At 31.8% G+C, this 22,611-nt stretch carries 13 protein-coding genes and 2 tRNA genes; 4 read left to right on the top strand and 11 right to left on the bottom strand.

The window, feature by feature from the left end; all coding sequences use genetic code 11:
* Positions 1-27: 27 nt before the first annotated feature.
* From AQ1685_RS03805 to rimP, 4 genes are all read right to left on the bottom strand, one after another.
* Complete coding sequence (locus AQ1685_RS03805) at positions 28-4,779, bottom strand: hypothetical protein (protein ID WP_095069609.1); 4,752 nt, start codon at positions 4,777-4,779, stop codon at positions 28-30.
* Positions 4,780-5,051: 272 nt separating this feature from the next.
* Complete coding sequence (infB, locus tag AQ1685_RS03800; RefSeq protein WP_095069607.1) at positions 5,052-7,937, bottom strand: translation initiation factor IF-2; 2,886 nt, start codon at positions 7,935-7,937, stop codon at positions 5,052-5,054.
* 96 nt (positions 7,938-8,033) lie between these two features.
* On the bottom strand, positions 8,034-9,290 hold the full coding sequence (nusA, locus tag AQ1685_RS03795) for a transcription termination factor NusA (protein WP_095069605.1): 1,257 nt from the start codon (positions 9,288-9,290) through the stop codon (positions 8,034-8,036).
* Positions 9,291-9,300: 10 nt separating this feature from the next.
* Positions 9,301-9,762, bottom strand: coding sequence for a ribosome assembly cofactor RimP (gene rimP, locus AQ1685_RS03790; protein ID WP_095069603.1), 462 nt, complete (start codon positions 9,760-9,762; stop codon positions 9,301-9,303).
* 214 nt (positions 9,763-9,976) lie between these two features.
* Here rimP and AQ1685_RS03785 point away from each other — a divergent pair, with 214 nt between their 5' ends.
* Positions 9,977-10,567 (top strand): N-acetylmuramoyl-L-alanine amidase, encoded by a 591-nt coding sequence (locus AQ1685_RS03785; protein WP_095069601.1) that lies wholly within the window; start codon positions 9,977-9,979, stop codon positions 10,565-10,567.
* A gap of 41 nt (positions 10,568-10,608) precedes the next feature.
* On the opposite strand, the gene AQ1685_RS03780 is transcribed toward AQ1685_RS03785, so the two are convergent.
* The 6 genes from AQ1685_RS03780 to AQ1685_RS03755 all read right to left on the bottom strand — a co-directional run bounded on the left by AQ1685_RS03780 (position 10,609) and on the right by AQ1685_RS03755 (position 15,204).
* Complete coding sequence (locus tag AQ1685_RS03780) at positions 10,609-11,280, bottom strand: hypothetical protein (protein ID WP_157730078.1); 672 nt, start codon at positions 11,278-11,280, stop codon at positions 10,609-10,611.
* A complete protein-coding gene (locus AQ1685_RS03775) occupies positions 11,270-11,452 on the bottom strand; it encodes a hypothetical protein (protein WP_095069597.1) in 183 nt (60 codons plus the stop codon). The genes AQ1685_RS03780 and AQ1685_RS03775 overlap by 11 nt, the downstream gene beginning before the upstream one ends.
* Positions 11,453-11,517: 65 nt before the next feature.
* Positions 11,518-12,150: a response regulator gene (locus tag AQ1685_RS03770; RefSeq protein ID WP_157730077.1), complete on the bottom strand. Its 633-nt coding sequence runs from the start codon at positions 12,148-12,150 to the stop codon at positions 11,518-11,520.
* A gap of 215 nt (positions 12,151-12,365) precedes the next feature.
* Positions 12,366-12,436 (bottom strand) — tRNA-Gln (locus AQ1685_RS03765).
* Between the two features lie 80 nt (positions 12,437-12,516).
* Entirely contained in the window at positions 12,517-14,961 is a 2,445-nt protein-coding gene (locus AQ1685_RS03760; protein WP_095069593.1) for a DUF4114 domain-containing protein, read from the bottom strand.
* Between the two features lie 172 nt (positions 14,962-15,133).
* Positions 15,134-15,204 (bottom strand) — tRNA-Gln (locus tag AQ1685_RS03755).
* 185 nt (positions 15,205-15,389) lie between these two features.
* On the opposite strand from AQ1685_RS03755, the gene AQ1685_RS03750 reads away from it, so the two are divergent.
* The 3 genes from AQ1685_RS03750 to AQ1685_RS03740 all read left to right on the top strand — a co-directional run bounded on the left by AQ1685_RS03750 (position 15,390) and on the right by AQ1685_RS03740 (position 22,194).
* Positions 15,390-18,548, top strand: coding sequence for a glycosyltransferase family 117 protein (locus AQ1685_RS03750; RefSeq protein WP_095069591.1), 3,159 nt, complete (start codon positions 15,390-15,392; stop codon positions 18,546-18,548).
* A 166-nt stretch (positions 18,549-18,714) separates the two neighbouring features.
* On the top strand, positions 18,715-21,141 hold the full coding sequence (locus tag AQ1685_RS03745; protein ID WP_095069589.1) for a LodA/GoxA family CTQ-dependent oxidase: 2,427 nt from the start codon (positions 18,715-18,717) through the stop codon (positions 21,139-21,141).
* A 9-nt stretch (positions 21,142-21,150) separates the two neighbouring features.
* A complete protein-coding gene (locus AQ1685_RS03740) occupies positions 21,151-22,194 on the top strand; it encodes an NAD(P)/FAD-dependent oxidoreductase (protein ID WP_095069587.1) in 1,044 nt (347 codons plus the stop codon).
* 56 nt (positions 22,195-22,250) lie between these two features.
* On the opposite strand, the gene AQ1685_RS03735 is transcribed toward AQ1685_RS03740, so the two are convergent.
* Positions 22,251-22,544, bottom strand: a complete 294-nt coding sequence (locus AQ1685_RS03735) for a thioredoxin family protein (RefSeq protein WP_095069585.1) — start codon at positions 22,542-22,544, stop codon at positions 22,251-22,253.
* Positions 22,545-22,611 lie beyond the last annotated feature (67 nt).

Below are 22,611 nucleotides of genomic sequence, written 5' to 3'. Positions count from 1 at the left end.
TTTATTCTTTAAATAGGGGATTATCTATTATCTGAACTTATTTGGATTTTTAAACTTAAATATGGCTTCTGATCCTTTTTTTCCTCCAGGTAGATTATAAATCAATTTGGTTTTATAAAAACCGTAACGCATGAAAAGATAATCTTCATCTAAAAATTTTAATACAGGATCATTGGCATTAATATAACCGTCGATATGTGCGTTAACTAACTGTGCATGAATATCAACCCAATCTTCTTTATATGCTAAACCTAAGTTGTATCTAAATGGAAATGTAGTTTCTAACTCATTTTTATTAACATCGTATTGAAGGTTGTTTAAATAACTTTCAATTATTGGTAATGCATATTTTGGTGGAGATCCTAAAATATTCTCATCTCTATGCTTGAATCGATATCCCGACATAGGATACTTGGCATAAAATGGAGGATTGATATCTTTAGTGAAATAATCGTCATCTAAAGTTGCTTCTATAGTTACCAATGGTTTGTTTTCTGTATGTGGTCCTCCTCTTAAGTCGATAAGATCGAAAGGTTCATGATTTTTAATCATGTTATTCATGTAAATCACATCAGAATATACCACTCCCCATCTGTAATCGTTAATTCTAATTGCATTAATCTTTTTCTTTAATGTTTTATATTCTGAAGTTGCAAAATCATAAGACAAACGTTCAATAGTTCCACTTTCTTTAGATAAATTTTGAGCTTTAATTTTTTGTATTTCTACAGAGTTTCCTTCAGAAGTGTTATCTATGTTAGCTTCATCATAAGAATTATTACTTGTATTACTTGATGAATTATTTCCTTTTTTAGGTTCACTAACTATACTGATATGATATTTAGCTTTTTGTGAAAGGTTTGGTAAATCATAATTAAGAATATTATCTGCTGTATTATAGCTAAAGTTTCTTTCGTCTACTAACTTTTCTGTGTCGTAATACGCTAAATAACTTTTCCATTGGGTAGTATCAAACAAATAATCTTGACCTCTTTTTAGTTGAATATATCCTTTTTTATGCTCGTCTTCTAAAAAGTACTTTTGATCTAAAACTGGATACGCATATGTGATATTATGCAAAGGAATATTACTTGGAGCTTCTCCTGTTGTAAATGTTCTTTCTTCTATTTCTACAGCTGGCTTACCATCTACCATGATTTGTCTAAAAATTCCATTTATTTTTTCTTTGAATGAAACTTCTACTTGTACTGTTATTTTTTCGCGTGGAGGTAAAATATCTGTCGACACAAAGTTTGCTCTATCTTTATGTAAAGACCATTCAAGTTTACCTGGAATTTCTTTTCCTTTATGTAAAACTTTATATTTCTCTAAAATGATCTTATAGGTTTTATCTCCTTCGTCTTCTGGTATTACAATTGGTTCTCCTACTTTCATACTAAAAGTAGCTTGCGGAATTGCAAATACATCTATTTCTGTTGCATCATTTTTTGGTGTTACATCAGAGATAATTTTTAGTCCTCCTAAAGGTGCTCCATTATCAAAAACACATTCTTCCCCTAAACTCATTTTAAAACGGAAACCTCCTTTTACCAGACCTCCTAAAACACTAAATTCTCCTGCCATATAACCACGCATCCATATAGGATTTGGTGCTTTTGCTTGTAAAAGTATTGCGGCAGCTCCTTTTATAATTGGTATTTTCTTTTTTATAAAGAACAATTTAATTCTTAATCCGAGTTCACCTTGCATGGCTGCATAAGCTTGTCCGTTTGCATACCATCCATTAATTCCAACTTGTTTTCCTGTATTAGAACATTTCGCTTCTCCATAATCTCTTAACATAATATCGAAACCTGCTTCTGCTCTAAAACTTGCATAAAAAATTAAGAAACGTAAATCTCCTGTATCTATTGATAAGCTAGTTCCAAATGCAAAACCACCTCCACTGGCTAGTGCATTTTCATCTCGCATATAATCTAGCTCTTTCTGATCTACTTTAATTATTTCGGCTACTAAAGGCGGTGGTGGCGGTGAAGGCAATAATTTTGATCCTGTCATAAAATATCCACCTGTTTTAATTCTTACAGAACCTACTCCTATTTGTAAACCTAATCGATCTTCTGGTGTACCTACATAGATATACCACTCTTTTGGAGCAAAGTGCAATACTGCCCAACCTGCTCTACCTCCTGGTCCTATTCCTTTTACAAATCCACCAGCAACATTCACAAAAGAATCTAACTCTCCATGAAGTACTTTATTTTCAAAATCATAAGTAATTGAAACTTTAGCACTAATTGCCATGTTATCTGTAGGAGTTTGTGGAAATTCTCCAGAAGCTTTATCTAATAAATTTTTTCCTACCCATGAATTTGAAACGTTTTCATCAGTTACTCCTAAAAACTTCGTTTTTGCTGCCGTATTCGCTTTCAATTTATCCATAAGGCCACTTACTTTATCCATTCCTGGTATTTTTACATCCATGAATGTTGCTTGACCATAAAACCCTAAGAAATTAACTCCTCCATTTCTATTAAAAATAATTTCAAAACCGGCTCCTCCTTTTATAACTTCTTTTTTTATTGCATTGAACATCACCATTGCTTTTACTCCAAGACCAACTTTACCATCTGGTGTATATCCAATTCCTGAAGGGGAGAATGAAGAACTAAAATCTGTTCTTCGCATTCGATAAGACGCTCCTCCAGAGAAACCTTCTAGATTTATTAAACCTGTTCCTATGTTTAAACCGTCTACCATAGCTTCAAACTGCCAATATCGAAAATCTTTTCTTCCGAAAACTCCTTTAGCTTGAACTTGTACATTACCAAGTGATTTAAACTTGGCTTTCAAGCTTGCGGCAAAACCATCTCCATATTCTGGATCATTATTCATTAATTTTAGGCTTCCTTCCATGGAAAATCCTCCCATGTCTGCCTTTAAATAAATGGCTTCTAACTTTAATTCTTTAAATTTCCATCGTTGCTTATAGTTTCGTTCTTCAAAAGATCCAATTATGGCTAAGCTGGTATTTGCAGCAAAACCATTATTTTCTCCCATCAGATTAACTCCTATATCAAAATATAGATTGGCATTAGTTTCATTAGCTGTTATTCCTATTTTAGATATAGATACGGGGAAATTACCTAGAAGACTTTGCCCTTTATATCCCATATAATCAACAGAAAAAACAGTTCCCTCTGTTTTTAAAACAAGATTTTGAAATTCTATTCCTTTAAATTCAACTAATTGCTTTTTTCCTGAAGCATCTTCAACTACTTGACCTTCGTTTTCTAAGCTTTCTTTCTGACTTGCACTAACTGCCAAACGACCATGAAGTACTGCTTTAGGTCTAAATTCTCCATCTTTAACTTTTAATTCAATTGCGCTATTAGGTAATAACTCTCCTTTTGCTCTCCATAAATTAAAATCTACTACTGAATCGTTACTTACAGTTAATGAATATTCTTCTTCTGAAATTAACCCTTTATAATTCAGACCAACTCTTTTATCGTTCTTTGATACTGGTAACTGTATTTTACCATTGAATGATGCTTTTTTTAGTCTATTAGCATCTAATGTGATTTCTATACGATCTAAAGAGTAAGCCCATGATTTTTTCTTATTGGTTCTTCCTTTATCTATTGTAAAAATGTTCTCAGCATAAAATGAACCCGACACTCCATAGTTATCTAACAATAAATGATGGGCTCCAAAACCTATCCTTTTATCTTGCCCAATAGTTTCTGAAGTTTTAAACTCTTTAGGCAACTTAACTTCTATGGTGTTTATATACACACCTCTCCAAGTTTCTGGACTCGGAAGCAATAATCCTTTTTCTTGATAGCTATTTGGAAAAACTACTTTTGTATCATTTCTTAAATCACTGAAATCTAATACAGCCTCGTTTACATGAAATTGGAAATTACCGTCGTAATTTTTCTGATTTCTTTTTTTAGCTAAAACAAAAGGTTGTAAATCTATACCAACCAATAAATCATTCCAGTCTGAGGCAACTATTTTAAAACCTCCTTTTACTCTATATGGAACTTGTACTGAAAGTGTTCCATTTTCAGTTTCTATTTTCTTTGTTACTTCTGTTTTTGTTTCGTTTACCTTACCGTTTGTTTCTACAGGTAAAATTAAACTTCTAGAAAACTCGACTTCGCCTTCAATAGCAAGCTCTTTGACTCCATCACAAGAGATTGTAACATAAGTTTTATTTTCAGTTTTACCAGATTTATAATCGAACCCACCATTAAGAGTTAACATCCATTTTCCAGAGTTTAGTGGAATATGCATATCACCTAGTAAAACTAAATTTGCATCACCAATGATTCCTCCTTCATGTGATAGTTTTACATTATTGGCTCCAAAAAATAATTCTATCGGAATACCATTTTCATTAGTTTGGGGCAATCGAACTCGAGCAAATACAGTTAACTCAGTATAATTTTTATAAATACTAGCGTGTGTAATACCTATAGCATATTGGATATTACCTTTTGTGTATTTTACTCCAACTGGTAACTCTTGAATGTCTTCATTAGAAAAACTATCTACCCAAGACTTGTGTTCTTCAATGACTTTGAAAGAACTCGAAGCTTTGTCTCGATCTTTTACTATAGTATTAGTTGTTGGATACCATTTCTCTATATTGTTCCATGTGAATTTCTGTGATTCAATTTTACTAGGCTCAATACGATATATGTTATTCTCTTTTTTATTAAGAACTTGAAGTGAATCTTTGGTATGACTTACAGCGCCAAAAGACACAAAACATATATAAAGAAAGGTAAATAGGAGCTTTCTTTTCATAAAATTTATTTGGTTGATGTTGATTCAAATGTACAGAATATAAACGTTTTAGATTTCTATTAATCCATAATCGACCATTAACAATTTATTTCCGCACACATTCTGTTAATATCGAAAAAGTTCATTAAAAATTGTATGAAAAACAAAAAAGACAAAATAATATTAGTTTTTGATTTAAAAGTACATACTAAACCATAACTACAAGAAAACAAGTAAAATAAAAAAGCCTGTTAATTAGATTAACAGGCTTTTTTTATGATTTGTAGAAACTATTATTTCAGTTTCTTTTTAACAGCTACTTCAATGTAGACTTCTATTACATCGTCTACTTTGATATCGTTATAATTCTTTATTTGTAAACCACAATCGTATCCTTTAGTTACTTCTTTAACGTCATCTTTGAAACGTTTTAACGAAGTTAACTCTCCATCATGAACTACAATTCCATCACGTATGATACGAACGTTGGCATCTCTTGTAATTTTTCCATTCATTACCATACATCCAGCAATATTACCAACCTTAGAAATTTTATAAACTTCTCTGATCTCTACATTACCAATAACCTCTTCTTTCATTTCAGGAGATAACATTCCTTCCATTGCGTCTTTAAGGTCATTAATAGCATCGTAAATAATTGAGTATGTTCTGATATCTACTTCTTCTCTGTCCGCTACAACTCTAGCATTTGACTGAGGACGTACATTAAATCCAATAATAATTGCATCGGATGCAGAAGCTAATAATACATCAGACTCTGTAATGGCTCCAACACCTTTATGTAGGATATTTACTTGAATTTCTTCAGTAGATAATTTCTGGAAAGAATCTGTTAATGCTTCTACTGATCCATCCACATCTCCTTTTAAGATGATATTTAACTCTTTGAAGTCTCCAAGTGCAATACGACGACCAATTTCGTCTAATGTTAATGTCTTCTGTGTTCTAACAGATTGTTCACGTTGTAATTGAGAACGTTTAGCTGCAATCTGTTTTGCTTCTCTTTCGTCTTCAAATACGTTAAACTTATCACCTGCTTGTGGTGCTCCGTCTAAACCTAAAATAGATACTGGTGTAGAAGGACCTGCTACTTGTACTTTGTTTCCTCGCTCATCGAACATGGCTCTTACTTTACCGCTATGCTTTCCAGCTAGTAAGTAATCACCAATTTTTAATGTTCCTGCTTGTACTAAAATTGTAGAAACATATCCTCTACCTTTATCTAATTGAGCTTCAACAACAGTACCTACGGCATTCTTATCTGGATTTGCTTTAAGTTCTAATACTTCAGCTTCTAGTAATACCTTTTCTAATAACTCATCAATACCTTGTCCTGTTTTAGCAGAAATCTCTTGTGATTGAATATTTCCTCCCCAATCTTCTACTAATAAATTCATCGAAGAAAGTTGCGTCTTAATATTATCAGGATTTGCGTTTGGTTTATCTACTTTATTGATTGCAAAAACAATTGGCACGTTAGCTGCCTGTGCATGAGAAATTGCTTCTTTAGTTTGTGGCATTACGTCATCATCCGCTGCAATCACAATAATTACTAAATCTGTCACCTGAGCACCACGAGCACGCATTGCTGTAAAGGCCTCGTGACCTGGTGTATCTAAGAAGGCAATCTTTTGACCGTCCTCTAAGGTAACTCCATATGCACCGATATGCTGCGTGATTCCTCCACTCTCTCCAGCAATTACATTCGCTTTACGAACATAATCTAATAAAGATGTTTTACCATGATCTACGTGTCCCATTACTGTAATAATTGGAGCTCTTGGTAATAAATCTTCCTCTTTATCTTCAACTTCTTCAATTGATTCTTCAACTTCAGCACCAACGAATTCAACTGTATAATTAAACTCTTCTGCAACAATCTTAAGTGTTTCAGCATCTAAACGCTGATTCATTGTTACCATCATTCCTAACATCATACATGCAGAGATGATGTCGGTAACTGGTTTATCCATCATCGTAGCAACTTCACTTACAGTTACAAATTCTGTAACTTTAAGTACATTTTCTTGTGCTGCTTGCATTTCTGCTTCAGCTTGCTGACGATGTTGATCTCTTTTCTCTCTACGATATTTTGCTCCTTTACCTTTGTTAGATTTCCCTTGAAGTTTTTCAAGAGTTTCTCTAACTTGTTTTTGGATTTCTGCTTCCGTTAGCTCTTCCTTCTTAACCTCTGGTCTTCTACCTCTTCCTCTATGGTTTCCACCTCTTCTGTTTCCACCTTGTCCGCCACGGTTATTTCCTTGACCTCCTCGGTTGTTACCTTGTCCGCCACGATTATTTCCTTGACCACCTCGGTTATTGTTGTTACCTTGTTGGTTATTATTTCCTGTACCAGGTTTTGTAATTCTTCTACGCTTTCTTTTGTCGTTGTTGTTAGAATTATTACCGTCTTTATTTTCTGGCTTTTTCTTTTTAGGTCTTTCAAATTGCTTTAAATCAATTTTCTGACCCGTCATTTTTGGTCCGTCTAACTTCTGATACTTTGTTTTTATCTTTTCAGCATTCTCAGGAGTTACTTCTTTTGGAGCTTCTTTCTTTACCTCTTGCTTTTTAGCAAAATCTTTTTTCGCTTCTGGTCTGTTTTTTGCAGCATTTGAAGCTTTATCGATTGGCTTTTGCGGTATTGGTTTCACAGGTGCCTCTTTTTTTATTTCAACAGGCTTTTTTTCTTTAACTTCTACCTTAGGAGTTTCTTTTACCTCAGCCTTAATAGGTTCTTTCTTTACCTCTGCTTCAGCTTTAGGCTCTTTCTTCACCTCGTCTGCTTTAGCTTTTGGTTTGTTTATATCTATTTTACCAACAGTTTTAAGCTGTGGTTTTTCGGCTTTAGCTTTTAAAACTTCTTGCTTTTTTGCTTCTTCTTGTAAACGCTTAGCTTCTTGCTCTGCTTCGAGTCTCTTACGAATCTCTTCTTTTTCTTTTCGCTTTTCTTCGCTTACCTCTTGAGAAGCTACTCTTTTAGATTTATCTGTCTGAAAACCATCTAAAAGAATTTGGTATTCAGCATCAGAAATCTTAGTAGTAGGGCGTGCTTCTATCTCATGTCCTTTTTTAGACAAGTGTTCCACCGCTCTATCTAAAGAGATATTTAGTTCTCTTAAAACTCTGTTTAGTCTTAATTTTTTAGCTTCAGCCATAAATAGTTATTATACTTTATATTGATCATGTTTTCTAGTTCTTTTTAAGAAAACATGCTGTTGATTTTTGAGGAATCAACAAACCTTATGATTTATCTATTCTTCGAATTCTTCTCTAAGAATTCTTTGAACATCGACAATTGTTTCTTCTTCTAAATCAGTTCTTTTTACAAGCTCAACTACATCTTTCTCTAAGACACTTTTAGCTGTATCTAAACCGATTTTCTTAAATTCTTCAATTACCCATGCTTCTATTTCATCAGAGAATTCTGTTAATTCTACATCTTCCTCTTCAATTCCTTCTCTTTGTACATCAATTTCATATCCTGTTAACTGACTTGCTAAACGAATATTTACTCCCGATCTACCAATTGCTTTAGAAACTTCCTCTGGTTTTAAAAGTACATTTACACGTCCTTTCTTACCATTTTTCTCCTCATCGAACTTAATAATCTCTACAGAAGTAACTTTAGCAGGACTTAACGCTCTTGATATGTATAACTGCTCGTTTTTTGTGTAATTGATAACATCTATATTTTCGTTACCTAACTCACGAACTATTCCATGTATACGAGAACCTTTTACTCCAACACAAGCTCCAACAGGATCAATTCTATCATCATAAGAATCTACTGCTATTTTTGCTTTGTCACCAGGAATTCTTGCCACACCTTCGATTGTAATTAAACCATCAAAAACCTCAGGTATTTCTTGTTCAAATAGTTTTACCAAGAAATTCGGTGAAGTTCTAGATAAAATTATTGAAGGTTTGTTTCCTTTTAGCTCTACCTTTTTTATTACTCCTCTTACAGCATCTCCTTTTCTAAAGAAATCAGAACGTATTTGTTCTGTTTTAGGCAATACAATTTCATTTCCTTCATCATCGAGTAAAATTACTGCATTATGACGAATATGATGCACTTCTGCACTATAAATATCTCCTTCTAAATCTTTAAACTGTTTAAATACATTAGTACTATCGTGCTCGTGTATTTTTGAGATTAAATTTTGACGTAATGCAAGAATTGCTCTTCTTCCTAAATCAATTAACTTTACCTCTTCAGAAACATCTTCTCCTATTTCAAAATCAGGCTCGATTTTTCTCGCTTCAGAAAGTTCTATTTCTTCATTATCATCTTCAGACATTCCATCTGCAACAACAACTCTATTTCTCCAAATTTCTAAATCTCCTTTATCTGGATTTATAATAATATCAAAGTTATCATCAGAACCGTACTTACGTTTTAATGCTGAACGAAATACCTCTTCTAATATAGACATTAGTGTTACCCTGTCTATACTTTTATTGTCTTTAAAATCTGAAAATGACTCAATTAATGCAATGTTCTCCATTTTCTTACGGTTAAAATATAATCTTCACTTTTGCTTCTTTAATATCTTTATACAGTATTTCTGCTATTTTCTCTACTGTATGTTTTCCTTTACCAACTGGTTTAGGCTCTCTTGTTTTCCATTTCAAGATAATGTTATCTTCATTCACTTCAGACAACACACCTTCCACTTCTTTATCTTCTGTCTTTACCTTTAATGTTCTGTTAAGATTTTTATTGTACTGTCTCTTAACTTTTAAAGGATGAGATATATCTGGAGAGGTAACTTCTAATGAAAAATCTTCCTCTTCTCTATCTAGATTGTGCTCGATATTTCTACTAATTCTAACACATTCACTTAAAGGAACACCAGAATCTCCATCAACTATTACCTTTATCTTATTATTAGCAAGAAATTGTAATTCGATAAGGAATAATGTTGGATTCTCATCTAACGCTTCTTGTAATAATTCTTTTACTTTGTCTTGATTCATTTTAGGTATAAAAAGAGGGGACTGTGTGTCCCCTGCAATTATCTTATCGAGAATTTCTGTGCAAATATAATAACTTATAATATACTAAGCAAGTAAAGAAAAACATTAGCTTTTAACTTATTTTTCAGGGATTATCCTGTTTCTTTTTTAGGTTTTTCCTAACAACCAACTAATATCTAAGCCATATTTTTACAGAAAAACAAAATTAATTGATATGATTGTATTATTAGATAATGGTCACGGAGGCTTAATTAATGGGGAATATCAAACTCCAGGAAAGCGAAAAGATTGGGGTAATAAAGGTATAATTTATGAAGGAGAATTTAATAGAGCTATAGTAAGTGGAATCGCCCAAGAATTAACTAGATTAAAAATACCCTATGTAAATATCACTCCTGAATATCGCGATGTTACTTTGGAAACTAGAGTAAATAGAGCTAATAAATACCCTAAAAACGAATGTTTCTATTTAAGTATCCACTCAAATGCTGGTGGTGGACACGGAAGTGAAATCTTCACTTCACTAGGAAATACTAGAAGTGATGCGATTGCAACTATTTTTGGGGAAGAATACCAGAAAGAATTTCCAAACAGAAAACTAAGAACTGATTTTAGTGATGGTGATCTTGATAAAGAGGAAAAATTTTATGTATTAATGAAAACTCAAATGCCAGCAATACTTACCGAAAGTTTTTTTATGGATAATTTTGAGGAGTTTAGCACTTTATTAAATACAAGGGAAGGAAGAAATCGTATTGTAGATTATCATGTAAAAGCTATTTTAAGAACTAACAAATTATTCTAAAATAAAAAAAACCGACTCTAAAGTCGGTTTTTATTTGATTTCTATTTAATAGGTTGCTCTATAATTTTCGCCATATCTTCGGCTTTATCTTCTTCACAATTGACCATAGCATAATAAGATACTTTCATTAGTTTCTTTTTTACTTTTCGGTTCCAAGTCAGTTCTTTTTTATGAAACAACCAAACTGAAAAAGAAACTAAAACTGTTGTTATTATTGCTAAGATATAGTATTCTCCTTTACTTAAATCTGCTGCTGGTTGAAAAGCCCAGTACAACCTTGTACTTAAATACAGCAAAAAAACTTTGTGTATTAACTTTACACCTAGATTACTTTTTTTACTTTTTGTTGTTAAATACAAGTGATATATAACATAGAATAACAATAGAAGAGTCGGGAAAAAGCTGTATGCAAACATTTTAAAATTTTTAAATCCTAAAAACTTATCACTTTCAACAGACTGATTATACTCTAATCTTGACTTTTTCAAAGTTTGGTTCGCCTGTAAATATTCACTGTAAAGTTCTGGATTATGTTTTTCTACATATGCTTTTATCTTAGCCAACTCTTTTGAGTTTTCTTTTTTATCTACTAGTGCTTGTTTCTTCGCGAGAATTGTTGCATTACTTTCTCCTTCTAAAAACTCAAAAGCAAAGAATAAAGAAGCTATAGTAAGACCTAATAAAAAGTACATCACTACAGATCTAATCTTCATCAAGGTCTGGCTCTTTGTCTCCTCCTTGATTTTCTGTGATATCATCTTTTTTGACTGCGTGTTGTTCTGAGTCAATGATTTGTCCATTATTGGTAACTATTTCTTGGTTTTCTGTACATGAAACAAAGCTTAATAAAGTTACTACTACTAGGGTTTTGAATAAATTTTTCATAATTAATGTGATTTAAATTTTATAAACCACTAAAATTAAAAAAATTAAAGCCCTATTTACTTTGTTTATCCTACATTGAATTTATGTTTTATCGCTAACACCACTAATCCTATTTTCCTTTTGACTTTTAATTTTTTTGTCATTCTGGAAATCAATGTATTAAACGAACTTTTTGTTATTCTCATTTCATCACATATATCACAAGTTTCCATATTATCGGTAAGCATTTGGAGTGCTTGTGCTTCTCTTGGTGATAAAATACTCTGTAGAGTTATCAGATTATCTTGCTCTAATTGTCTGGAAATTATTACATCAATAACAGAATCTGTATAAAAACGTTTTCCTTGACTTAATTTCAAAAGAGCTTCATCTAATTCTTTACTAAGCTCTACTTTAGACAAATATCCCGAAGCTCCCAACAAAATTGTTTCTTGAATTTGTTTGGCATCATAAGATCCTGAAACAATTAAAAATTTTGGAGCATTTTCTCTTCCAAAAACCTTTTTTAAAACTTCTAATCCAGACATATCTGGAAGTTTTAAATCTAAAATCACAACATCACATTCATTATGATCTAACCAATGTAAAAGTTCTGATCCTGTTTTTGCTGAGCCTACTACTTGATGAACCGAAGTTTTAAGAACAGCCTGTATGCCATCAATGATTAACTCATGGTCATCAGTTATAAATACTTTCATTTTTCTTTTAAATTTATTACTGTACAAGTACAGCCGGAGGTTAATTAATTTAAATGTAGGACAAATATAATAAGGTAAATTAAATTATTTTGTAGACAAAACCCTTAGATTTTAAAGATAATTTAATTAAAAGTAGATTTTTATATAATTATTGTACTTTTTCTTTAAGTTTTATTCAAATAAAAAATCCTTCAAATATAATTTGAAGGATTTTGTTGGCCTACAAGGACTCGAACCTTGAATATCGGTACCAAAAACCGGTGTGTTACCATTACACCATAGGCCAATTTTGTGGGTGCAAATATAAAAACAAAGTTTGTATAAAAAAACACAAACTTCATTTTTTTTGAAAATTTTACACTTTAACTATTCTGAAATAAAAGTTCCTTTATACTTATAACCATAATCATCTACTACAATATACTTATACACTCCTTTTGTTGTTAAATTAGGACTACAAGCAACCTCTCTCTTTTCTATCCCTTTTGTTTCTATTTTTTTATAGTAAACTTCTCTTCCTAATAAATCAAAAACTTTTAAACTTACTTCATTAGCCTGTTTTGGCAACCTTATAGTTGTCATTGTTTTAAAGGGATTCGGATAATTAATCAATTTTGAGTTATTCATTGTAGTGTCAAAATCATTAATTGATAACGTTAAAGCATTTTCTTTAAAAGCTAGATTTTTGATACTCACATCGTATGATACTGTATTTTGATAATCTCCCATAATTGAAAAAACAATTGTTTTTACATCTTCAATCTCTCTACTATTTCCTTCGGCATCTTTAAAATCTGAAAACGGGACGTTATATATTTCTTGATTTGAGTCTGCTGGTATCACATACCTCAATCTATTGTTCCAATCACTTAAATCTTCAGTCATTAATACAACTTCTATTGTATTCGTTGTCTTCATTTCAAAAGATATATAGTTATAAGAATCTACTTTTAATGTTTGATCACCAGGTAACACATGTCTAAATACATTAATATTCCCTTTTACTTCACCTTGAACAATAATATTTCTATTGATTTCATACGTTCCTTCTTCATCGTAAACATCTTCATTTTGAACATCAAAATTAGTAACAGTTGCGTATTCATCAAGATAATCTAACCCCCAAGGTCCATCAGCTAAATACAATCCGTCAATCGCACTAGAATTTGGTGCCTTTAAAGAAAAACCTATATCAAATAAAACACCAGTTTCAATCTCTAAAGATTCTTTCCTTTCACCAGATAAACTTAACATTTCAGAATAATTTGCTACTGAAGCAATTTCTGTACTTTGTATGTTTCCATTAAAAACAACTTCATTAACACCTTCCTTATTGATAATGTTTAAGAATAGTTTTCCGTTCGCATATTTCCCTGAGCTAACAAATACTGAAGGAAGAATAGTATTATCTCTATTACTTATTAAGCTTTTCTCTCTAGAAAAAGTATCTAAAATATAATTCACATTTGAAAAAACTTGGGCATAAGTACTTCCCCATACTTGAAAGTTATAATAATCTCCTAACGGATATTGCTCTATATTCCAGTAGCTATGTAATTCATTTTCTACACTGCCTACCTTAATTGAAAAGCCAACTGTATACTCTATAAGTCCGTTTGCTCTTTTTATTTTTGAACTCACCATTTTGTGACCTCTAGATATCACAGTTCTTACATCTTCTACTGATGAACTATTTAAACGATCACAAATAGCTTTTGAATGATCATAAACAGTTCCTTCTGTCTTTGTTGCTAAAATAGCTGACACTCTATTATTCCCGTCGTAATAATCAGCAGCAAAAACTTCTTTTGCATTCGTAATTCCTATCAAATCATCTGGACTAGAAACAGAAGCCGTTTCTACACCATACATTCCCGTTGAAGGTAAATAGTTAATTATACTTGTACCTCCTCTGCTCATCAATAATTCTTTCTGAAATCTAGGCTGGAATTCTTTTAAATTCCTGTAGGTTTTGCTTTTACTTCTTTTTAAGTTTCTTTTTGCTATTAGTTGTGCCAACTTACCATTACTCTCTAATCCTCCATCATAAGACGATGTAACATTGTTTGCAGAATTAACATCTGCTACATTATTAATACGCATAGCTTCAAAAGGCGTTGCTGTTATGTAAAATATTGCATCATTAAAATCATTATCACAACTTCCATAATCTCTTCTAATATCTTCAAAACCTAGAATTATTCTTTCATTTTCAGAATCAGATAGCAATACATTATGATGTCTTAACTCTTCATCTGCTTCAGGATTAAATTGTGGATCTGAAAAAACTGCCCAGTGACCATACCCCACTCTTTGTTGTGAAGAACTCCATGCGTTTGCAAGTAAAACCCAACCTATACCTGTATTAGCTGGAAAACTACCTATATTAACTTTATCACCAACTTCCAATCCTCCACCACTACCTAAAGCAGATGCATTTGGAAATATAATTGTGATATCTTCTTCTGACGGAGCTGAAGTAGGCGGATTATCTAAATCATAAGTGTAAAAACCTAAGACATTTCTATACCCAGCACCTTCTGCAACAAATGTTACAAATACTTCAGCAGCTTGAATTAGTTCTACATTTGTATCATAACCAGCTGTTATATATTGCGGATTATATTCTGGTACAGGATAAGATTCAGGTAATGCATTACTGATCATTTCCATGGTTTCTGTTGAAACTTCATCTCCTGGATTTTCAAGATAATGTGGTGTTCCATTCGAAGAATAAGATCCTAAATATTTATAGTTCTGAGCTAATGTAACTTGAGAGATAAAAACGAATAAAAGTAATAATTTTTTCATGATAACGGGGTTTTACTCCCACTAAATTACTACCAAACAAACAGTTAAAACTCTAAAATTCGTTTAACCGTTTTCAACTGTAGACAAAAAGAACATGCAATTTACCCATCTGTTTATATGATGGTACCAAATGCAAAAAAGCTTCTACGAACTGCAGAAGCTTTTTATAATGTTGGCCTACAAGGACTCGAACCTTGAATATCGGTACCAAAAACCGGTGTGTTACCATTACACCATAGGCCAATAGTTATTGCGGCTGCAAATTTATAACTATTTTTTGTTTCTGCAAACTTTTTTTTCTTTTAACAGAAATTTATTAATGAAGCATAAGCTTTCACTCTATTTTTGTTTTGTATTCAACATCAGAATAATTGCTAAATTTTTACATAAAATATTTAGTACATTCGCATTGATTTTTTATTCAAATTATGAAAGACTTTAGCTTCAAAAAATGGAACATAATATTAGGTTGGGTTTCATTTGGTATTGCACTAATAACTTACACCTTAACTCTGGAACCTACAGTAAGCTTTTGGGATTGTGGCGAATATATTTCTACAGCCGTGAATTTAGAAGTTGGTCACCCTCCTGGTGCACCTCTATTTCAAATGTTAGGAGCTTTTTTTGCTATGTTTAGTGGTGACCCTAGTAATTGGGCTTTCTTGGTTAACTTCATGTCTGGTTTAGCAAGTGCTTTTACTATTTTATTTATGTTCTGGACTATTACAAATTTAGCAGAGCGTTTAGTTAATAAAAATAATTCGTTCGGTCTAGGAGAAAAGATTGCTGTTTTAGGAAGTGGACTAGTGGGCTCATTAGCTTACACATTTTCTGACAGCTTTTGGTTTAGTGCTGTAGAAGGCGAAGTATATGCAATGTCTTCATTCTTAATGGCAATTTTATTTTGGCTAGGTTTAAAGTGGGAAAGTGAAATGCATTTACAAAGAGGAAATAAATGGTTATTAGTAATTAGTTATGTTGTTGGTTTATCATTTGGTGTCCATATTTTATCATTACTGGTTATTCCTTCTATAGTAATGTTATACTTTTTTAAAAATTTCAAAGAAATTAATATTAAAACTACTGCTATAGCAACAGTTATTTCAATCTTAGTATTAGCTTTTGTCTTCAAATTTTTATTCCCTTTTACTTTAAAATTCTTCAGTGCTTCTGAGTTATTCTTTATTAATTCAGTAGGGCTTCCATATAATTCTGGAACAATAATAGCAGGTTTAGTATTGGTTGGCCTTTTTATATATGGTTTACAATACACAAGAAGAAAGAATTTAGTATTAGTTAATACTGCAATTTTATCTATTCTTTTTATCATGATAGGTTTCTCTTCTTGGTTAATGCTTCCTATTAGAGCTAATGCAGACACAATTATTAATGAAAACAACCCTTCTAGTGCAAGAGAATTATTAGCATATTATAATCGTGAACAATATGGAGATGCAAATGTGTTTTATGATAAATATTATTCATTTGCTTTTGATAAAGAATTGGAAAGAGATTCAAATGGAGAAGAAATTTATGTAGATGACAAACCTAAGTATGAAAAAATTAATGGTAAATATGAAATTGTAAATCAATACCAAAATGTAATTCCAAAGTGGTCAAGCAAACACAAAGGCTTTATTCCTAGAATGGTTGATCCTGGTGCTGAACAATACTACAAACAAATAGCAGGCATACCTCCAAGAAGTAGACGTAGACCAACTTTTGTTGAAAACTTAAAATTTATGTTCAATTACCAATTTGGTTATATGTACGGACGCTATTTTATGTGGAACTTTGTTGGTAGACAAAATGATATACAAGGACATTTGGATAATAACGGTAATTGGTTAAGTGGTATAAAACCTATTGATGAATTTTTTGGAATTCCACAAGATAAATTACCAGATGATGTTAAAAACAACAAAGGAAGAAATACATATTACTTTTTACCTTTAATATTAGGTATTATTGGTTTATTATACCATGTAAAAGAAGATAAAAAACGCTGGTATACTTTAGGTTTATTCTTCGTTTTTACTGGTTTTGCCATCATATTCTATACAAACCCTAAACCTTTTGAACCAAGAGAACGTGATTATGCTGTTGTTGGATCTTTTTATGTCTTTGCCATTTGGATAGGCTTTGGTGTTCTAGCACTTTATGAAGCTTTAAAGGTTTATGGTAAAAAACCTATCGCAGCTTTAGCTATATCGATTGTATCTTTATTAAGTGTTCCTGCATTAATGGGATTCCAAAACTGGGATGATCACGATAGAGCAGATCGTTACATTGCACAATTAAACGCACAAACTTATTTAGAAAGTTGTGACCCTAATGCCATTATATTTACCATCGGAGATAATGACACTTTCCCTTTATGGTATATGCAACAAATTGAAGGCGTACGTAGAGATATTAAAATTATCAACACAAGTTTATTTGCTACAGATTGGTACATCGATCAAATGAAGAAAAAAACATATGATGCCGATCCTATACCTTCTAAACTTCAACATCATCAGTATAAGTATGGAACTTTAGATATCGCCTATCATTTTCCTCATCCTAAATTAAAAGATTCAGTAATTCCATTAAAATCTTTCATGGACTGGATAGCTACAGATCATGAAGCTACTTATTACGAATCACCAAGTGGATTGAAAGAGAAAATATATCCAACCACAAGAATACGTATACCTGTGAATAAGCGAAATGCACTAAAATCAGGAATTGTAGCGGCTAAAGATGCAGATAAAATGGTAGATTATATTGATATAAAAATAGATGAAGCCATTACAAAGAATAGAATTTTAATGTTAGACATTTTAAATAATTTTGACTGGAAACGACCAATATACTTTACTGGTGGAGCTGGAGCAGATGAAGAATACATATGGTTAAAAGATTATTTACAGTTAGACGGAATGGCCTATAAATTAGTTCCTATTAGAACTCCTATTGCTGGTAGATCAATGTTTGATATGGGACGAATTGATCCTGAAAAAATGTACACTAACGTTAAAAAATGGGATTGGAAAACAATAAATAATGGAGAAATTTATTTAGATGAACAAGCAAAGCGTAATGTTATTTCTTTACGTAATAACTTAATGCGTTTATCTGAAGAATACTTAATCAAAGGAGATACGGCAACTGCAAAAGAAGTTTTAGACTTATCACTTCATAAAATGCCTATAAAAGACTTTGGTCATTATAGTATTTCTTTAGGTTATCCTGAACTTTACTATAGAATTGGAGATAAAAACAAAGCAAGAGAAACAGCTGAGACTCTTCTTGATATTTTTAACCAACAATTAGAACATTACAGCACATACGACAAAATCGATTACATTGCTGATGACCTAGAAACCACAATATTTATGTATCAAAATATTATGGCTCAAATTAAGAGGTTTGATAACGATAGAGCATATCAAAACACAATTGAGCAAATGCTAGACAGCAAACTCTTTTTATTAAATCATTTGGTTCAAATGCCAGAAGAGGAAAAAGAACGCGAGTTGCAAATGCTTGATTCTTTAGAAATGATGCAAAAAAAATTACTGGATTCTATCAGTATTGAATAAATCAGAAAAAGAGTATCTAAAAAATAGATACTCTTTTTTTTCTTTATAAAACATTTATTCCTTTAAAAACCTTGCTTATTCCCTCTTTTTAGCTTCTTAATACATTTCTTCTAATTACCATAGTTTCTAAAACTAAATTTGATTACAAACCTAAAATCAGATAACAATGAAACTACGAATTTATCCATCTATAGGAATTGCTAGACTTGGAAATGGTCCTACGAATAAAAAAGATGTTGTTTTTACCCCAGAAGTTCCTTGGGCAAATTTATACGAAGAAAACTTAGAATTCCACACCAAAGACGGAGCCTTAAAAAAACAAGCGCAACGCTTTTATATTTACGAATGTGACGATAACGGAAAACCTATTCAAAAAATAGATCCGGCTTCTTGCGATATCGAATGGACTGTTGAAGTTGCTAATAAAAAACCTTTCTGGTATGATTTTAATAACAGTTTAGATTTATCTGTAAACACAGATAATCACAATTTAAGTCCTAATTTTTTCACTGAAAAAATTGCTCCAGGAATAAGTACCTCTAGAAGAAATCCGAATGTTCTTAACGAACAATTAATTAACGGTAAAGATTATGATTACAGAAAGGAATTGGTTAACAGTCCAGCTCCTACAACTATTACTTCTAAAAACACATCACCAGTAGCATTAGGCGGTAAATTTCCTTTTCCTTTAGAAGGACAAAACAATAGTTTTATTGCAAAAGCAATGAATTTAAATGCTAGAGATGTAAACTTAGGAGCTATTGAATACGATGAAGGATCACTTATTTTTTATCCGGGTGATGGAATTTCTGCTGCATTAAATCCTTCTGACTTAAACACAGATTTTGCTGATAACTCAAACTGGTACGATGATATTTGTGATGGAAAAGTGACTGCTAAAGTGACCATGAATGGAACAACTTACGAACTTAATGATGCTGATTCTGCTGCTTGGGTTGCTTCTGCTCCACCAGATTACGCTCCGCAAATTCAACCTTTAGCAACAATGTACGATCTTATTTGTGGTATCGCTAACGAAAGTTTTACTACAGACTTTAGTTTAATCTTCCCTGTACTTTACAGATTATATAGAATGCAATGGGTTAACTTAAGTGATTTCCTAGCACCTTCTTTTAGAGAAACTATAGATGAATTGACAACTGAAGAATTTAAAGCTTTGTACAGTAATTCTGAAGCTGCACAACCTGTTCGTAATAAGATTTTTCAATTATTTAGAGATCCATTATACAACTATAATAACGAACCAATAATCCCTAGTAAAAGCAAAACAGATATCACAAATATTGGTAGTGGAACTCAAGAATTACAATATCCGTTTTATCCTGGAGATGGAATTAATTACCCTGGAAGTCCAGCGCAATGGTTTGCTATTCCACCAGTTTTATATGATGAATTAAGAAAATGGAGAGATGGTAGCTTTACTTCATTAGAAGGAGATTATACTACCATGGACGAGCTTGGTAAACATTATCAAAATCAATATTTAGAAGCAGCTAAAGATCCAGCTAAAACAGCTTTATTAATGACTCGTGCCGTTTTAGAAACATTATATGGTGGAGGATTCCACCCTGGTGTAGAATTAACATGGCCAATGCGACATGCACAAATGTATGCTGAAAACTCTTTAGCATATGCAAATATTACTCCTGGGAATTCTTTCTTCGGATTACGCGAAGTAAGAATTGGTGCAGCTACTCCAGAAGAACAAAGTCAAATATTTTATAATGATTTTGGATTTCAAATGAATTCTGATGATGTTAAAGAATCTATCAGCGGAAATAGTAATAAGGGGTGGTTATGGAAAAGTACACCAGGTGATTTAACAAAATGGATGGGAATTCCTTGGCAATCAGATGCTGGTAGTTGCCAGAAAGTATTTTTAGATAGTCAATATCCAATTCCTGCTTGGTGGGCCGCAAATTTACCTGTAGATGTGCTTACTGAAGAAAGTTTAGTTGCCATGCGCAATTCTGAATTAAAACCTGAAACTATTCAATATGTTTATGCGAACAGACTCCCTTGGTTAATGACTACAGATACTGGCTACGTTGGTTATCATGCAGAAGGCGGATATATGAACGGCTTGATTAACATGGTATACAAATGGAAAAATGTTGGTGTGGTTGCTGGTAGAAAATCTAATGTAAACGGAATTCCAGAATTGGTTTATGTAGCTTCAGAAAGTAAAAACGTAAAAAACATAACTTCGGTATTTTTAGGAAAAGCTATTCCTGCTAAACCTGTGAGATTAGCTCCGCCAAGTGTATTCTACACAAACACAAGAGAAATGGTTTGGATTCCAGAAGACTTATCAGCATTCCTATCATCTAATCTTGAAGGAACAGGTAATGTTCATGTTGACGATGTTTTTGAAATGAAAATTAACGGTAACATTGTTTTTACTCACGATTTTAGTAATAATTGTAGTGGCAGAATCACTCCTGAAGCTCCAATTGACATCACATCAAACTTACAAGAATTTGCAAATTCATTTGTGACTATAGAAGTAAATTACATTGATAAATGTGGAGGATCTGAAGGTTCTTCAGAATTCTTTTTAATCTTCAAATAATACATTATAATGAGTCCTGAACAATTAAAAACCGAGGTTCTAATTATTGGAAAAGGAGTTTCAGGACTCATTTTACAATTACTATTAGAAAGAAAGGGAATCAATAGTATTCTTGTTGATAAAGTAAATTCAAAACAAAACTTACCTCTAGCTGAAACTATTCCTCCTAGTACTTTAGAACTTTTATATGAAATTGATCTTTTATCTGTTTTTGAGGCTTTTTCAACAAAAACATATGGCTATCAATCAAAATGGAACAATTCACAAATTAGTGATGAAAACTTCTTCTTAAAAGGAAAATATAATAATGGTTTAAAAATCAACAAACAGAAAATCATTACTGCTTTAGAAGAAAAAAGTAAACATATTGTTCATGCTAAAGATATTACTAAAGTAGCTTTAAACGAGAAACCAAACAGTATATCAATTAGAAAACTTAATAATAAAGCCATAACAATTAATAGTGATTTAATCGTAGACGCCACAGGAAGAAAAAGATATATTTTAAAACAAGCTAACATTAGCAGTATTGAATATGATAAGAACTTGGCTTATTTATGTTATTTACCTAAAACGGGACCTAATTTAAAATACGGATTTTTCACTGAATCTTTCAGTAATGCTTGGGGAACAATTTCTGATTTAAATGAAACAACTAGAATTGTTTCTTTATACACCACAAAAGAAAATAAACTTTATACCGATTTTAAAGATTATAAAAACTGGAACACTTTACTTAACGAAACATCTTTTTTAAAATACTGTATTCCTGCAAAAGGCAATTTTAAAGTTTTTGGAAAGCAAGCAAATTCTTCAATCCCATCAAAAATTTCATTTCAGAATATATTAAGTATAGGTGATGCAGCTATGGCTTTTAACCCTATTTCTTCTCATGGAATCTCAAATGCGATTTATACAGCTAAAGAAGCTGCAATTACAATTGAAAACTATATGCGTGGTAATCTTCAAAGCCTAAAAGAATACCAAGATAAAATGTATGTTATTTTTAATGAGTACTTAAAACAGAAAGAAAAGCTATTCGAACTACATTAAATCGTAAAAACAAAAAAGTCACCTATTGGTGACTTCCTTTTATTTTTGTTTAAATTTTATACATATTGTTGAACTAAACCTATTAAGGTATTAGCATCTTGTTCTCCTGTTTTTCTCCACATCATTTCTCCATTTTTATATATCATAAAAGTTGGATTTCCTTTTACTTTTAATGCAGATGCTAAAATTTCATTTTTCTTAATGTCAATTTTAATCACTTTAGCTTTGTCTCCTAAAGCGGCTGCAACATCTCGAAGAGTGTCAAGATTATTTTCAGTATCGTCCCAGTCAAAATAAAAATCGATCAATACTGGTTTTTGAATATTAATGATTTCTCCAAACTTTGTCATTTTGTTAAAGAATTTTAACTATATAGCGCTTAAAATTACTATTTTTTTATTAAGAACCCATAAAAAC

The organism is Tenacibaculum jejuense (assembly GCF_900198195.1).
Classification (GTDB): Bacteria; Bacteroidota; Bacteroidia; order Flavobacteriales; family Flavobacteriaceae; genus Polaribacter; species Polaribacter jejuensis.
Note: the sequence above shows the minus strand (reverse complement) of the source record. Positions and strands in the feature narration are given on the sequence as shown.